This window comes from Streptomyces sp. NPDC006197, from assembly GCF_040613865.1.
Classification (GTDB): domain Bacteria; phylum Actinomycetota; class Actinomycetes; order Streptomycetales; family Streptomycetaceae; genus Streptomyces.
In genome coordinates this window covers 17,013-32,456 of the sequence record NZ_JBEXSZ010000040.1, presented here as the reverse complement: position 1 = coordinate 32,456, position 15,444 = coordinate 17,013, and the positions used below count along the sequence as shown (strand labels likewise).

Sequence of the window (15,444 nt, the reverse complement as noted above, 5' to 3'; positions counted from 1 at the left end):
CCCTACGCGGCCGGTACGGAGGGCTTCCTCGCCTCGATCAGGGTCCGCGCGGAGTGCGCCACGAACGGCCCCTCCGCGCGGATCCGCGCGTCGAGCTCACGCAACCGGGGCAGCTGCTCCTCCACCGTGAACCCCGGCACGATCCAGATGACCTTCCGCAGGAACCAGACGACGGCGCCGATGTCGTGGAACTCCATGCGCAGCCGCTCCGAGCGCACGTCCACGACGTCGAGCCCGGCGGCGCGCGCCCCGGCGGCCTCGTCGTCGGGACGGCGGTGCCGGGCCGCCTCGGGCTGCGGCCCGAGGAACCACTCGACCAGCTCCCACACACTGGCAGGGCCCACGTGCTGGGCGAAGTAGCTCCCGCCCGGCCGCAGGACGCGCGCGATCTCCGCCCACCACACGGTGGCCGGGTGCCGGCTGGTGACGAGGTCGAAGGCGGCGTCGCCGAACGGCAGCGGCGGCTCGTCGGGATCGGCGACGACGACCACCCCCCGGGGATGGAGCAGCGCGGTGGCCCGCGCGACGTTCGGCGGCCACGACTCGGTCGCCGCCATCGTCGGCGGCAGCACCGGGACCCCGCCCAGGACCTCACCGCCGCCCGTCTGGATGTCGAGCCCGGCCGAGGCGGTCGCCAGCCGCTCGCCGAGGAGCCGCTGATAGCCCCAGGAGGGCCGCTCCTCGCTCGCCCGCCCGTCGAGCCAGGAGAAGTCCCAGCCGTCGACCGAGGCTTCGGAGGCTTCCGCGACGAGCTCTTCGAAGGTGCGTGTCATCCCCTCATGATCGCGGGAGCGGGCGGACACCGCACCCCTGTTTCACCCGACCGCCCGGGCCGGCGAGAGCGCCCCCCGGGAGGAGGGCGCCCCGCGGCCCGTCACGGCGTACGGCGTGCCCGGGCCGCGAGGGAGGTGACGCGGCGGCGTCGCTCCGCACGCATGCGCGTGTGCCGGTCCAGCTCCTCCATCAGCCGGCGGCCGCGGTGATCCGGATCGATTTCGTCGAGGACCCGGTCGATCTCGGCCAGCAGCGCGCCGTACAGCTGCCAGCGCTCCGGATCGTGCGCCGCCTCGTCCTTCAGCAGCCCGGCGGCGTGGTCACGGGCGGCGCGGGCCGCCCCGAGCTCCTCGCCGAGGCGGTCCTCGGCCGTCTCCGCTCCGGCGCTCGAATGCGAGGTGACGAGGTCGGCGAAGCTCACCAGGGTGTCCGCGAGGTGCCGCAGCGTCTCCCGGAGGGCCAGGCCCGCCTCCCTGCGCACGAGCGGGGCCCCCTCCCGTTCCTTCGCGAGGTCGGTCAGGGAACGGGCGAGGACGCGCAGCACGACCGCGCAGATCTCCAGGGTGTCGAGGCCCGTGCGCAGCACGATGCGGTGGAGCAGCCCCTCCTTCACCCGCGGGTTCAGCCGGAGGCTGTCCTCCGCCTGCCGCAGCGCCGCGTCGACGTCGGCGACGTCGTTGTCCAGGCGCCGCGCCTCGTGCAGCCGTGCCGCTGCCCGCTCGAAGAGAGCGGGGGAGACGGCCTCCGGGACCGGTGCCGGCTCGGGCCGCGCGTCCGGGTCCGCGAGCTCCTCGCCGATGTCCAGGAGCAGCCGGCGCATCCGCCGGGCCAGGTCGACGATCGAGTCCCCGGCGGTGTCCACCCAGACGGGCGGCACGAGCACGACATTGAAGAGCAGGCCCACGACCGCGCCGATCAGCGTCTCGAGGACGCGGTCCCACGCCGTGTCGGTGACCTGCGTGACGCCGAGGACCAGCATCGCGCTGATGGCCACCTCGGGAACGAACTCCTCCACCTTGACGAACCGGCCCACGACCAGCGACGCCAGGATGATCAGCGCGAGACTCCACCAGGTGAGTCCGACGAGCACGCTGAACGCGATGGCGATGAGGACGCCGACGACGACGGAGTTCACCCGCCGCAGGCTCGTCGTGAGCGTCGAGTAGAGCGTCACCTGCACGACGAGCAGGGCGGTGAGCGGGGCGGTCAGCGGTGCCGCCTCGGAACTGAGCCGGAGCGCGACGACGTACGAGAGCGTCGCGGCGGCGGTGGAGCGCAGCGTCTGCACCACCACCGGGTCCCGTCCCCAGCGCTGCCACCACTTCCATCGGCGCCACGGGTGCGGCATGGCGTACTCCTCCTCCGGTGGTCGCGGACCTGTGGACGCCTGCCCGCCCCGAGCCCATCGAATCGCGATGCCCCGCCGTGAGGGCGCGTCGGCGCGCCGGGGATCCCGGTGAATCCTCGCGGGACCACCGTTTCGTACGCGCGGTGCGGGTACCCACCGCGGCGGCGCGGCGAGGAGCAGCCGCGTGCCGGACACGCACCGGAACCGGGCGACGACCCCGAGGGGCGCCCGGCGCGGTCCCGGCCTCGGTCCATGGGCACGGGGGTGCGGGGGCACGGGGGTGCGGCGGTGCGGCGGTGCGGGGGTGTGGGGGCACGGCGGTGCGGCGGTGCGGCGGTGCGGCGGCACGGGGGCACGGCGGTACGGCGGTGCGGCGGCACAACCGCGGGTGCACACCCGGGGGTTACACTCCTCCGCCTTGTTCGATCACGTTCTGGAGACATCCGCGATGGCATCATCCCTGCGCGTCCTGATACACGGCGGAGGCATCGGCGGCCTCGCCCTCGCCACCGCTCTGGCCCGGCGCGGCCACACGGTGGAGGTGGCCGAGCTCCGCGAGGAGCTCGACGCCCTCGGCGTGGGCATCATCCAGCCGTCCAACGCCCTGCACGTGATGCGCGAGCTCGGGGTGCTGGACGACTGCCTCGCGGCGGGGTTCGCATGGGAGGTCCTGACGATCGCCGACCCCGCGGGGAACGTGCTGGCGCGGATACCCCAGCCCCGCATGGGCGACCTGCCGGCCGCCAACGGCATCCCGAGGCCCGCCCTCGCCAGGGTGCTCGGCGACGCCGCCGTCGCCGCCGGAGCCAAGGTCCGCTTCGGCGTGACCGTCACCGGACTCGACGACGACGGCACGGGCGTCACCGTCGCGCTCTCCGACGGGTCCGGCGACCGCTGGGACCTGGTCGTCGGCTTCGACGGCATCGGCTCCCCGCTGCGGACCCGCCTCTACGGCGACCGGTACGCGCCCGCGTACACCGGATTCGCCAACTGGCGCGTGACCGTGCCCCGGCACCCCGACATCCGGGGCGTGGTCATGGCCACGGCGGGCCAGGAGGCGAAGGCCCTGCTCACCCCGATCACGGACGAACTGATGTACCTGGGCGCCGTGTTCGCCGAGGCCGAGGACCACCGGCCGGACCCCGGGCGCGCCCACGAGGAGCTCGCCGAGCGGCTCGCGGTCTTCTCCGGCCCCGTCGCCGAGGCGCTCCGCGCGGTCACCGATCCCGCGGCCGTGGTGTACTCCCGCATCTCCCAGGTGACGGTCGAGGAGCCGTGGCACGTGGGCCGGGTGGTGCTGGCCGGCGACGCCGCCCACGCCTCCACCCCGCACCTCGCGCAGGGAGCGGCGATGGCCGTCGAGGACGCCCTCGTCCTCGCCGAGTCCCTGGACGCCGCGGGCTCGGTCCCCGAGGCCCTGCGGGCCTGGGAGGCGCGCCGCCGGCCCCGCGCCCTGTGGGTGCAGGCCATGTCCCGGGCGGTCCTCAAGCAGGAGATGGGCGCGCCGACGACCCCCGAGGAGGACGAGCTCCTCGGGATCGGCATCCCGGGAGCCGCCCACGTCCTGGTGAAGCCCTACTAGGACGTCCAGGGGCCGGGCCGCACCCGAGTGCCAAGCCCTCGGGCACGCCGCCCGCCCCGCTCCGCTCCGCCCCGCCTCTCCGGAGCGGAGCACGTCCCCCGTCCTGCCCGCCGCCCGCCTCGGACGGTCCGGAAACCGGCTCCGGGCCCGGTCGTGACGGTCCGCCAGAGGCCGCGCGCGACGCCGTCCCCGAGGCGTTGTCAGTGGGCGGGGATACGTTGTCGATGTTCCGCCGCTCCGGCGTGAACATCCCCTTTGACGTGCATGGGAGAAGTGCGTTGCCGGTCTGGGAGAGGTCGAGCGCGGCGCGGGTGGTACCGCCCGCGAGGCCGCGGAAACTTGCCAAGGTGCCGTTCGTCGAGCTGGCCGACGGACGTCTGCAGGGCGTGGTGTCCAGCGGGTCCGACATCGGGCGCGTGTACGTGTCCTCGATCGCCGCCGGGACGTACGCGTTCGCGTGCAGCACCAACAACAACCGTCCCTGCGGCGGCGCGCGCGGCTCGTTCTGCAACCACATCCGCGCCCTCGTCACCGAAGCCGTCCTCCAGTACGGCGCGCAGCGCGTCGCCCGCTATCTGAAGGCCGACACGCCCGCCGGGGAGCCCGACGCCCAGGAGCTCCTCTCGGCGATGACCGCCACGCGCCCCGAGCAGGGCGACACCTCGGCCGCCGCCCCGGTGTTCAGCCGGTTCCTCAGGCACCTCGCCTACCTCGAACTGGAGCCGGTCACCGCGCCGCTGCCCGAGATGCAGTGGTTCCCGCCGACGAGGGCGGTCGCCTGATGCGTACGGACCTGCTCGACGACCCCGTCGACGGACTCGACGAGGCGCTGGCCGCCGTGGACGCCTTCGACGACGCGCTCGTCGCCGGCCTGCTCCGCCCGCAGCCCGCGCAGACCGACGGCCTCGCCGCGCTCGCGGACGCCCTCGCCGGCACACCGCTCGCCTCCCTCGTCGCCGAGGCCGCCGACAAGACCGCGGCCGGCGCCGCCGGCGAGGACCACTTCGTCGCGCTCGCCGCCGCCCGCACCGCGCTCATGGGCTCCGTCCACGACGCCCTGACGGCCCGCGTCGCCGACGTCACCGGCCGCCCGGCCGCGGAGGAGACCGCGCCGCCCGCCGAGGGGGATGAACCCGCCGCGAACGTGCTCGCCGCCGCCCGCGCCTGGCTCTGCGACCTCGCCCGCACGGGTTGGCAGGGCCTCGACCACGAACTCGTCGGCGGCGCCGCGCCCGTCGTCTCCGCGATGCTGCGGGACCCGGCGCTCCGTCGGCAGGCGACGCTGCTCGACGGCTTCTCGGCCGAACTCGCCGCATCCTGCCCCGGGGCCACCCTGGTGAGGATCCCGGTGCGCCGCTGGGCCGACCTGTGGTCGCGCGCCCTGCTGCTGACCCTGCCCGGAGCGGCCCGTACGGCCGCCCGTTCCACCGCGACCGGTCGTCTGCTGCCGCTCGGCGTCGACGTCCAGGAGCACGCGACCGCCGTACAGGCCCAGGTGCACGCGGTGTTCGAACCGGCCGACGGGGCGCCACCGCGCCTGGTCCGGGCGGCGGTGTCCGCGCCCAAGCCGGACACCGTCGTCGGCGCCGGGCTCTGGCAGCTGCTGCGGCCGCGCATGTCGCTCCTCACCGCCGTGAGCGAGGGCCGCGCCATGGAGCTCGACGCCATGCCCGTCACCGCCGGGGGAGACCTCGTCTGGGACGACGAGCGCGCCCGCGCGGGGGAGCCCGCCGACCCCTTCGCCACGGCCCGGGTCGCCCTCGCCACCGCCACCGATCCGGTCACCGCCCCGCTCGACCGGCACCCGGTCCGGATCGCGGTGCCCGTCCTCCTGGAGGGGTACGCGGCGGAGCGCGAGGACGACGGATCGGTGACGTTCACCGTCGCCGGCCGCCGGCTGGCCGTCGACACCGACCGCGTACCGGCCGCGGGCCCGCTCACCCCGGAGGCGATCGCCGCGTCCGGCGCGTGCCTGGGCCTGCTCCGCTGGGACTCCGGACGGTTCCTCCTCCAGCCGCTCGCCGTCGAGACGACCGTCCGGAAGAAGACCGTCGCCGTCCACGCGGGCGCGTGGGCCGGCGGCACCACCGACAAGGCCGGAGCGCGCGCGGAGAAGGCGGCCACGGACGCGGTCGCCGTCCTGCGCGAGCGAGCGGGAAGGCTGCTGCGCTCATGACCGAAGCGACCGTCCCGTCCGACCCCACGGTCTCGCCCGACCTCACAGTCCCGTCCGACCTCACGGTCCCGTCCGACCTCACGGTCCCGTCCGACCTCACGGTCCCGTCCGACCACACCGCCTCGCCCGCCCCCGTCCCCTCGGCCGGTCCCGTGCCGTCGGCGCCGGTCGGCCCCGACCCCGACGACAACCGGCGCCAGGTCCTCTACTGGCGGCTGCTCGCCCGGCTCTTCGACCCCGAGGAGCAGGCCGCCCTGGAGGCGGCCAGCCTCGCCGTCGTCGAGGACATCGGCCTGCCGTCCGCGCTGCTCGACCCGGGCGCCTCCGTGGACTCCGTCGTCCAGCGCCACCCGGAGCTGGCCGAGGAGTTCGACAGCCTGATGGCCCCGGAGCCCGAGCCGGACGGCGCGCGCGACCGGGCCGCCGAGGTACGGCGCGCCGCGCTCGCGTCGAAGCTGCTGCTGAACGTCTTCGCCACCGGCTCCGGCACTGTCTCCGCCGGGCAGCTGGCCCGCTGGCAGTCGGACGCGGGCTGGCTGGAGCGCGCACTCGGCTCCCGGCCCGGCGGGCTGCGCGGCGGGCGGGCGGCGGGATCGGCCCTCACCGGCGGCGGCCTCGGAGCCGAGCTCGGCGCCGTCGAGGCCGACCTCGTCCACCGCATGCACCTGCGGGAAGTGCTGGCCGACCCCGCGCTGGCCGCCCGGCTCACGCCCAGCATGTCCCTGATCGAGCAGCTGCTGCGCGACAAGGGCAACCTCTCCGGAGTGGCGCTGGCCAACGCGAAGGCGCTGATCAGGCGGTACGTCGACGAGGTCGCCGAAGTGCTCCGCACCCAGGTCGAGAAGGCCACCGCCGGCGAGCTGGACCGCTCGGTCCCGCCCAAGCGGGTCTTCCGGAACCTCGACCTCGACCGCACCATCTGGAAGAACCTGACCAACTGGAGCCCGGAGGAGGAGCGGCTCTACGTCGACCGCCTCTACTACCGGCACACCGTCCGCCGCACCACGCCCCAGCGGCTGATCGTCGTCGTGGACCAGTCCGGCTCCATGGTCGACTCGATGGTCAACTGCACCATCCTCGCCTCGATCTTCGCCGGGCTGCCCAAGGTGGACGTCCACCTCATCGCGTACGACACCCGCGCGATCGACCTCACGCCCTGGGTGCGCGACCCCTTCGACGTGCTCCTGCGCACCAACCTCGGCGGCGGCAACGACGGGCCCGTGGCGATGGCCATGGCCCGGCCGAAGATCGCCGAGCCGAAGAACACCGTGATGGTCTGGATCTCCGACTTCTACGAGTTCGACCGCTCGCAGCCGCTGTTCGAGGGCATCGAGGAGGTCCACCGCTCCGGGGTGCGGTTCATCCCCGTCGGCTCGGTGACCAGCTCCGGACGGCAGGAGGTCAACCCCTGGTTCCGGGAGCGGTTCAAGGCGCTCGGCACCCCCGTGATCTCCGGCCACATCGACAAGCTCGTGCACGAACTCAAGACCTTCCTCACCTGAGACCCGAGACCCGAGACCGAAAGGCTCCGCACATGTCCGACCTGCTCCGCGCCCCCGCCGAGATCAAGTACGCCGAGGAACTCGACTGGCTGGAATCGATCGACGACAGCCCCAAGCCCTTCTCCTGGCGCCTGTCCCCGAAGATGGTCCGCCTGTTCGTCCTCGGCTCCGAGCGCGCCGACGGCCTGGACCGGGAGGTGGCGCAGAAGTGGTTCGGCGACCGCAGCTTCGTCGAGCGCTCCATCGTCACCCTCGCCTCCGACCGCGGCCTGCTCCTCATCGGCGACCCCGGCACCGGCAAGAGCTGGCTCGCCGAACTCCTCGCGGCCGCGATCAGCCGCAACTCCACCCAGGTGGTCCAGGGCACGGCCGGCACGACCGAGGACCACATCAAGTACTCCTGGAACGTCTCGATGGTCATCGCCAAGGGCCAGTCCCGCGAGTCGATGATCCCCTCGCCGATCATGACCGCGATGGAGACCGGCACCATCGGCCGCTTCGAGGAGCTGACCCGCTCCACCAGCGACGTCCAGGACGCGCTCATCTCGATCCTCTCCGAGAAGTACATCTCGGTCCCCGAGCTCGACGGCGCCGACGGCGAGAACATCGTCTTCGCCAAGCCCGGCTTCTCCGTCATCGCCACCGCCAACAGCCGCGACCGCGGCGTCAACGACCTCTCCTCCGCGCTCAAGCGCCGCTTCAACTTCGTCCGCATCCCGGTCGTGACGAACAAGAAGAGCGAGGCCGAGATCGTCCGCTTCCGCACCGAGGAGCTGCTGCGCCGGCACGCCATCGAACTGGACGTGCCGCCCACCCTCCTCGACGTCCTCCTCCAGAGCTTCGCCGATCTGCGGGCCTCCGCCGCCGCGGCCGGCAGCGACGACGAGAAGCTGGAGTCCGCCCTCTCGACCGCCGAACAGATCGGCGTCCTCGAGGACTCGATCCTGCACAGCAACTTCTTCGGCGAGCGGACCCTGACCGCCCGCGCCCTCGCCGCCTCCCTGGTCGGCACGCTCGCCCGGCGCGAGCCGGAGGACCTGGCCATCCTCAACAAGTACCTGCACGGCGTCGTCGAACCGCGCGGCAAGGAGGAGGGCGGGTCCTGGCCCGAGTTCCTCGAGGGCGGCCGCGAAGCGATCGCGAAGCTGTCGTGACCGGGGCCCCGTTCACCGCGCTGCGCGGTCAACTGCACGAGGCAGCAGCGGAGTTCGCCGGCGGGGCGGACGCCCTGGAGGGCATCCTCCTCGGACTGGTCGACGACGTCGACCGCGCCGTGGCGGAGCCGCTGGAGATCTTCCCCGTCTGCCACCACTCGCCTGCCTCCGCCCTCGCCATGGCCCGCCGGCTGCGCGAGAAGCAGCCCAAGGTCGTGTACCTGGAGCTGTGCGAGGACATGGCGCCGCTCCTGACCGAGCTGCGCAACTGCCGGCTGCCGGTGGCGGTGCAGGCGTTCGCGAGCGACATCGACGGCTTCCCGCCCGACTGGGCGCCGCTGTCGGTCGTGGCCCCGATCACGGAGGCCTCCGCCGAGTACCAGGCCATCGCCTACGCCCTCGACACCCCCGGCGTCGAACTGGTCCTCGTCGACCGCTCCTCCGACCACGTCTTCCAGTGGGACGCGCGGCACGACCGCACGGACGACCCGGTCCGAGAGGACGCGAACGAAACCGGGGGGACGACCGGCACCGAGGCCGAGACCGCGCTCCACGGCGAGGCCGTCGGCGTCGAGATCGGCGACCTGCGGCCGCGCTTCGCCGAACTGGAGGAGCACCTGCTGCGCCACGGCAAGGTGCGGCACTGGTCGGAATGGTGGCACCAGTACGTCGAGGTGCCCCTCGGCGACAGCGACCACGACACCTACCGCCAGGTCATGTTCCTCATCGGAAGCCTGTTCCGGCGGCTCGCGCCGGGGGACGGCGACCGCGTCCGCGTCGACGAGGACCGCGAGCGCTACATGTGGACCCGGATGCGCGAGCACCTGGCGGCGACCGGCACCGACCCGGCGGACTGCCTGTACGTCTGCGGCGCCTTCCACGCCGCCAGCCGCGTCGACGAGTTCGGCGTCCACGGCAGCGACACCTTCGCGATCTCGCCGCGCACCGCCACGACCTGGCAGTACGGTCTGATCCCCTCCAGCAACGCGGCCATCGAGGCCCAGTTCGGCCTCGCCTCCGGCTCCGTGTCGATCGCCGCGGCGCAGTGGACGAAGAACCTCAAGCGCACCCGGGTGAAGCCGTACCGCCTGGAAGGACAGGCCGGCACGAAGAAGACGGCGACGAAGACCACCGCGCCGTCCGCCGCCCTCCCCGCCGCGGCACCGGCCGAGGACCGCCTCTCCGGCTTCCTCCGGCGGCCGCCGGTCCTCGACACCCTGGACGAGACCGAACTGCTCGGCTGGTCCGTGGACATCGTCCGCGCCGCCCGACGCAACGGCTACCTGGCCTCCACCGCCGACGCGATCGCCGTCTTCGAGACGTCGATCCTGCTCGCCGGGATGCGGGACCGGGCCAGGCCCACGCCGTACGACTTCCAGGACGCCGCGGTCACCTGCATCGAGAAGGACAGCGTGCCCGGGCGCCGGGACGTGCGCCGCCTCGTCGAGATCATGATGGGCGGCGACCGGATCGGCCAGGTCGGCTACGAGGCGCTGCCGCCGCTCGCCCGCGACGTCCACGACCGGCTGGCTCCCCTGGAGCTGAACCTCCAGCAGCGCGGGGTGCGCCGGGCCCTGCTCGACATGACCTCCCGGCCGGAGCTGAGGGCCTGCTCGGACGTCCTGTGGATGCTGCGCCGGCTGCTGCCGGGCGGCGCCGCCCGGCCCGTCATGGGGGAGCGGCGGCTCGGCGAGCGGTCGATCCAGGAGTCCTGGGACCTCGCCCTCGGCACCCACCAGCGGGCGCTCATCGAGCTCGGCTACGAGGGCGTGAGCCTCGAACAGGTCCTGGAGCAGCGCCTGCGCCGCACCGCGTACGGGCCGCGGGCGACGACCGCCGAGGTCCTCGCGGCCGTCGAGGACGCCACGCTGTACCTGGGCGGCCGGCGTCTCGCCGACGAGCTCGGCACCCGTGCCCTGGAGGTCCTGGCGGGCGAGCGGACGGTCGACGGGGCGCCGGAGGTCCTGCGCCGGGTGCGCGGGCTCCTCGCGTACTACCGCACCGGCGAACCGGTGCTCCCGCCGTGGATCGAGTCGTTCGTCAGGGCCGGGTACGCGCACTACTGCACGCTGCTGCCGACGGCCTTCCGCGACGAGGACGCCACGGTGGGGCAGGTGGCGGCGATGCTGGGCTTCCTGTTCGGCATGGAGAGCCTGGCGCTCTCGCTGGGCTGCGACAGGACCCAGCTGGAGCTGGCCGTCGCCCAGGCGCACCCGCGGGACCCGGCGAAGACGGCCCTGCTGTGGGCGGCACAGGTCCAGCTGGGCACGCTCTCCCGGAGCGAGCTGCGGGCACGCTGCGACGAGCTCCTCGCCGACCCCCTGGCCGTGCCCTCCTATCCGCGCCACCTCAGCGGCTTCGTGCACGCCCTGGAGCCGGTGCCGGGCCTCGCGGACGTGGTGGTGGAGGCCGTGTCGAACGCCTTCGGGCGCCTACCGGACGCCGTACTGCTGCCGTGGCTCCCGGTCCTCATCACGACCCTCCGCTCGAACGCCGCGGAACTCGCCCCGCTGCTCATCCGCGAGGCGGGACGGATCTTCCCGGCCCGGCTCGCGGCCCTGGACACCTGGGTCCCGCCGTGGCACCACCAGCCGGCCGGCCCGCGCGCCCTCCCGGCGGCCGCCGGCCCCCGGGGCGCGGTACTCCTTCCCGCCCACCCGGCGGCCTGCGACGCCCTCGCGGAGCTCCTGGGCGGCGCGGACGGCTGGACCACGACGGACGCGGCGGCCCGGGCCGGAACCGGCGCCGCACTCCTCGCCGCCCATCCGGCCACCGCCGACGCGCTGGCGGGCGTCCTCACGGCCCGATGAGCACCCCGGTCCGGCCGCCGGAGCCGGGACGGGGCACGGCCCGCCCCCACCCGCGTGAGCCGCTCGCCCAGGTCCGGGTGCTCGGCGAGGGCGGCGTCGGCCGCGGCCCGCTCGCGCTCCGGATCGGCCCCGCCCCGTCCGGCCGCCGACCGGGAAGGGACCGACCGCACAGCCGTACGACTACGCGATCCGGATCAGGACGCGCAGAACGGCATGGTCCGCACGTACCCGCCCAGGTTCTCGTCGTCGGTGCCGAGGAGAGCGTCGGCGGAGCCGGGCGGACACTCCACGGCCTCGATCTTGTACCCGGGAACGTGCCGGGCACGGTCGGGTCGGTCACCGCGATGCCGGAGCCGTGCCGCGTGCCGTCGTCCGTCGGGTACGCGGCCGGGTCGCACGTGACGGCACCGCTCCGTCCACGCACGGCGGCGGTTCACTCGTCACGGTGGACTCGGGCCGAGCCGCCGTCCGCGTCCGTCGGGGCTCGGGCACCGTGACTCCATGCACGCCCGCCGCACCACTTTCCTGCTGCTCATCGCGCTCCTCGCCACCGGATGCGTGGCCGTCCCGCACGGCTCCGCACCGGGCCCACCGGCCCGCCCCGGCGGCCTCGCACCGGCCGCGGACCGGCCCCCCGCCCCGCTCCCCGCCTGGCCCGCACCCACAGAGCCGGCCCCTCGCGAGGCCCTCACCACCACCGACCCCCGCCCGGCCCCTCCGCCGGCCCGGGCCCCCGCCCGGAAGGCCGCCGTCCCCGCGGCCGGGGAACCGCTCGCCCGCCGCCCGCCGGCTCACGGGACGGCCCCGCACCGCCCGTACACCACGCCGGACAAGCCCGGGAAGCCCGCGCACAGGAGCTCCGGAACGAGGACCGGCACCAGGACCACACCCCGCCCCCCGCACAAGAACCGGCCCGCCCCGGCCCGCCCGCAGCCTCGGACGGACGCCCGGCCGCCCGAGATGCGCCGCCTCTGCCGCCAGGCCGAGGACATCCAGGCCCCCATGGGCGCGGCCGACCTCTGCCGCGGTCTGTACGGCCGCTGACCGCGCGCTGCCCTGACCACCTGCCGTCCGGTTACCGCCGTGCGAACTCCCACGCCTCGATGTCGCGATAACGGATCGGGCCCGGGCCGCGGCCGTAGTCGCTGCCGACGAGATGGAGGCGCTCGGCCACCCATCGGCGGCCGGTGAAGCCGGCGAGGCCGGCCGCGGCCTCCAGTACCGACGTCGGATCGTCGCGGCGGGCCCGGGCGAGCGTCAGATGGGGACGCAGCGGCCGGTCCTCGAAGGGGATGCCGCACTCCTTGACGACGGCCCGCACCTCGGCGGCGAGCTGGTGCAGTCCGTCGAGGTCGCCGTCGATCCCGCTCCACAGCACCCGGTCGTCGAAGTGTCCGCCGCCGCGCAGCGCCAGCTCCACGGGGCGCCGCGCCGCCGCGATCTCCGCCAGCGGCGGCCGCAGCAGGGGGACGGTCTCCACCGGGAGTTCCCCGAGGAACGCCAGGGTGATGTGCCAGTCCTCGATCCGGTTCCACCGCATGCGCGGGTACGCCTCGTACGAGGGGCCCAGCTCGCGCGCCAGCTCGTCCTTCGCGTCGTCGGGCGGGGCGAGTGCGACGAACACGCGTACGGTCGCGGTCCGCGCCCTGTCGCCGTCACCGGACTCCGTACCCCGCCCGGGCGCCTCAGCCATCGTCCGTACCCTGCCCACCGTCCGTCCCGCAACCGTCGGTGGCGAGGGTACGCGGTGGCCGGGACACGACCCGAGCCGGGGGCGCCCGGCCCCGCCGCCGTCAGCCGGCACGGGCGGCGACCGAGCGCCCCGGCGACCACCCGGAGCCCGCCCCGGACCTTCCCTGACGTCGTATCAGGGGATGTTCTCGGCCCGCGCGCCCCCTCGCGCTCCCCCGAGGGGGTGGTTCCCCCGGGGCCAGTGGGACGCAGCGCGGCACGGTCCGCGCGGTGCGGAGGGGTCGGGCCCGAAGCTGTCGCCCGTTCCCTGTTCACCTGCGAAGACGGAGGCTCGTCCACCCATGACCCACGCACTTCTCAGACCCGCGGCACGGCGCCGCGGACCGGGCGGGAAGGCCGGGGTGCCGGTCGCGCTCGGGCTCGGGCTCGCGCTCGTCCTGGCCGTGCCCGGCACCGCCCTCGCGGCACCCGGCGACCTCGACCCGACCTTCGGGTCCGGCGGCCGGGTGACGACCCCCATCACCGGCACCGCGCAGGGCAACGACATCGCGCGGCAGGGCGACGGCAAGCTGGTCGTGGTGGGGATGAGCGAGGCGGGCTTCGCGCTCGCCCGCTACGGCACCAACGGCGCCCTGGACCCGACCTTCGGCGGCGACGGCACGGTCACCAGCGACTTCGACGGCGGCTTCCAGTCGGCCAACGCGGTGGCGATCCAGCCCTCGGACGGCAAGATCGTCGTGGCGGGCACCACCGAGGTCGTCGCGGAGGAGGGCGGAGGCTGCTGCTTCTTCTCCGTGGCCCGTTACAACACCGACGGCAGCCTGGACACGGGCTTCGGCAACGGCGGCCTGGTGCGGGTCGACGAGTTCGGCGGCTCGGCGGACGGCGCCGACGTCGCCGTGCAGTCCGACGGCCGGATCGTCGCCGTGGGCAAGGGCGCCGGCGGCGGATTCGCGCTGGTCCGCCTCACCACCGGCGGAAACCTCGACCCCACCCTCGGCGGTGACGGGGCCGTGGTCGCCGGCTTCACGCCCACCTCGCCCCAGGACGCCGGCGGCATCGCCCGGAGCATGGCCCTCCAGCCGGACGGCAAGATCGTCTCCGTCGGCTACGTGGGCAACACCGCCTTCGACATCGGCGTGGTCCGCTACAACGCCAACGGCACCCTCGACACCACCTTCAGCGGCGACGGCATGGTCACCGCCGACTTCGGCGGCACCGAGTTCGGCAACGCCGCCGCGGTGCAGTCCGACGGCAAGATCCTCGCCGCGGGCTCCGGCGGCGCCGGTTACGCCCTGCTCCGCTACAACGCCGACGGCAGCCCCGACACCACCTTCAGCGGCGACGGACGCACCTCGGTCGCCTTCCCGGGCGACGGCGGCTTCGCGAACGCCATGGCGCTCCAGCAGAACGGCAAGATCGTGCTCGCCGGCCAGGCCGACGACCCCAACAGCTCCGAGGCCAACGACTTCGGCCTGGTCCGCTTCCAGCCGGACGGCACCGTCGACACCGGCTTCGGCGGCGACGGCTTCGTGGTCACCGGCTTCAACGACTTCGACGAGGCCCGCGGGGTGCTCGTCCAGCCCGACGGCAAGATCGTCGCGGCCGGCTACGGGGCGGGTTACGAGTTCGCCCTCGCCCGCTACCAGGGCGGCGACGGCACGACCCCGCCCCCGTCGTACGCCGACCTGTCGGTGACGAAGTCCGGTACGACGACCGTGAGCATCGGCGACCGCGCCACGTACACCGTGACCGTCACCAACGCGGCGTCCTCCACCGCCACCGCGACCGGGGTCACGCTCACGGACACGCTCTCCGGCGGGGGAGCGACCCTCATCTCGGCGGTCCCCTCGCAGGGCACCTGCACGACCACCGCCACGGCGGCCAACTGCGCCCTCGGCTCCCTCGCCCCCGGCGCGAGCGCGACGGTCACGGTGACGGCCGAACCCCGGACCACCGGCACCCTCACCGACACGGCCGGCGTCAGCGCCACCCAGCCGGACCCGGTGACCACCGGCAACACGGCCACCGCGACCACCTCGGTGAACAACGCCCGCGGCTGCACGATCATCGGCACCAGCGGCGCGGACACCCTGAACGGCGGCTACGGCAACGACGTCATCTGCGGCCTCGGCGGCAACGACACCATCCGGGCCAGCTACGGCAACGACACCGTCCACGGCAACTACGGCAACGACAACCTCGACGGCGGTTTCGGCGACGACACCATGAACGGCGGCCCGGGCAACGACACCCTGACCGGCTACTACGGCAACGACCGCCTCACCACCACCGACGGGGTCTCCGGCAACGACATCGCCAACGGCGGCGCCGGCACCGACAGCTGCACCACCGACGCGGGTGACACCCGCATCAGCTGCCCCTGAGCCCTGACCCCCACTTCGA

At 74.4% G+C, this 15,444-nt stretch carries 11 protein-coding genes; 8 read left to right on the top strand and 3 right to left on the bottom strand.

What is annotated here, in order from left to right; all coding sequences use genetic code 11:
• Positions 1-2 precede the first annotated feature (2 nt).
• Complete coding sequence (locus ABZ318_RS15370; protein WP_356902949.1) at positions 3-773, bottom strand: class I SAM-dependent methyltransferase; 771 nt, start codon at positions 771-773, stop codon at positions 3-5.
• Positions 774-874: 101 nt separating this feature from the next.
• Positions 875-2,122 carry an aromatic acid exporter family protein gene (locus ABZ318_RS15365; RefSeq protein WP_356902948.1) on the bottom strand — a complete coding sequence of 416 codons (1,248 nt, stop codon included), beginning with the start codon at positions 2,120-2,122 and terminating at the stop codon, positions 875-877.
• A gap of 448 nt (positions 2,123-2,570) precedes the next feature.
• Between ABZ318_RS15365 and ABZ318_RS15360 the strand changes: the two genes are divergently transcribed.
• The 7 genes from ABZ318_RS15360 to ABZ318_RS15330 all read left to right on the top strand — a co-directional run bounded on the left by ABZ318_RS15360 (position 2,571) and on the right by ABZ318_RS15330 (position 12,390).
• Positions 2,571-3,704, top strand: a complete 1,134-nt coding sequence (locus tag ABZ318_RS15360; RefSeq protein WP_356902947.1) for an FAD-dependent monooxygenase — start codon at positions 2,571-2,573, stop codon at positions 3,702-3,704.
• A 278-nt stretch (positions 3,705-3,982) separates the two neighbouring features.
• Positions 3,983-4,486, top strand: coding sequence for a hypothetical protein (locus tag ABZ318_RS15355; protein WP_356902946.1), 504 nt, complete (start codon positions 3,983-3,985; stop codon positions 4,484-4,486).
• Entirely contained in the window at positions 4,486-5,880 is a 1,395-nt protein-coding gene (locus ABZ318_RS15350; protein ID WP_356902945.1) for a hypothetical protein, read from the top strand. Before ABZ318_RS15355 ends, ABZ318_RS15350 begins: the two co-directional genes overlap by 1 nt.
• The gene (locus tag ABZ318_RS15345; RefSeq protein ID WP_356902944.1) at positions 5,877-7,382 is read left to right on the top strand and encodes a VWA domain-containing protein; all 1,506 of its coding nucleotides are present in this window, start codon (positions 5,877-5,879) and stop codon (positions 7,380-7,382) included. Before ABZ318_RS15350 ends, ABZ318_RS15345 begins: the two co-directional genes overlap by 4 nt.
• A gap of 32 nt (positions 7,383-7,414) precedes the next feature.
• Positions 7,415-8,536, top strand: coding sequence for an AAA family ATPase (locus tag ABZ318_RS15340; RefSeq protein WP_356902943.1), 1,122 nt, complete (start codon positions 7,415-7,417; stop codon positions 8,534-8,536).
• Entirely contained in the window at positions 8,533-11,346 is a 2,814-nt protein-coding gene (locus tag ABZ318_RS15335) for a hypothetical protein (protein WP_356902942.1), read from the top strand. The genes ABZ318_RS15340 and ABZ318_RS15335 overlap by 4 nt, the downstream gene beginning before the upstream one ends.
• Positions 11,347-11,847: 501 nt before the next feature.
• Positions 11,848-12,390, top strand: a complete 543-nt coding sequence (locus tag ABZ318_RS15330) for a hypothetical protein (protein WP_356902941.1) — start codon at positions 11,848-11,850, stop codon at positions 12,388-12,390.
• Between the two features lie 31 nt (positions 12,391-12,421).
• On the opposite strand, the gene thpR is transcribed toward ABZ318_RS15330, so the two are convergent.
• Positions 12,422-13,039: an RNA 2',3'-cyclic phosphodiesterase gene (gene thpR / locus ABZ318_RS15325; RefSeq protein WP_356902940.1), complete on the bottom strand. Its 618-nt coding sequence runs from the start codon at positions 13,037-13,039 to the stop codon at positions 12,422-12,424.
• 340 nt (positions 13,040-13,379) lie between these two features.
• Between thpR and ABZ318_RS15320 the strand changes: the two genes are divergently transcribed.
• Positions 13,380-15,425, top strand: coding sequence for a calcium-binding protein (locus ABZ318_RS15320; protein WP_356902939.1), 2,046 nt, complete (start codon positions 13,380-13,382; stop codon positions 15,423-15,425).
• Positions 15,426-15,444: the final 19 nt, after the last annotated feature.

Coding starts and splice junctions, on each gene's coding strand:
- ABZ318_RS15370 (WP_356902949.1), bottom strand. CDS start 773: ATGACACGCACCTTCGAAGAGCTCGTCGCGGAAGCCTCCGAAGCCTCG.
- ABZ318_RS15365 (WP_356902948.1), bottom strand. CDS start 2,122: ATGCCGCACCCGTGGCGCCGATGGAAGTGGTGGCAGCGCTGGGGACGG.
- ABZ318_RS15360 (WP_356902947.1), top strand. CDS start 2,571: ATGGCATCATCCCTGCGCGTCCTGATACACGGCGGAGGCATCGGCGGC.
- ABZ318_RS15350 (WP_356902945.1), top strand. CDS start 4,486: ATGCGTACGGACCTGCTCGACGACCCCGTCGACGGACTCGACGAGGCG.
- ABZ318_RS15345 (WP_356902944.1), top strand. CDS start 5,877: ATGACCGAAGCGACCGTCCCGTCCGACCCCACGGTCTCGCCCGACCTC.
- ABZ318_RS15340 (WP_356902943.1), top strand. CDS start 7,415: ATGTCCGACCTGCTCCGCGCCCCCGCCGAGATCAAGTACGCCGAGGAA.
- ABZ318_RS15330 (WP_356902941.1), top strand. CDS start 11,848: ATGCACGCCCGCCGCACCACTTTCCTGCTGCTCATCGCGCTCCTCGCC.
- thpR (WP_356902940.1), bottom strand. CDS start 13,039: ATGGCTGAGGCGCCCGGGCGGGGTACGGAGTCCGGTGACGGCGACAGG.
- ABZ318_RS15320 (WP_356902939.1), top strand. CDS start 13,380: ATGACCCACGCACTTCTCAGACCCGCGGCACGGCGCCGCGGACCGGGC.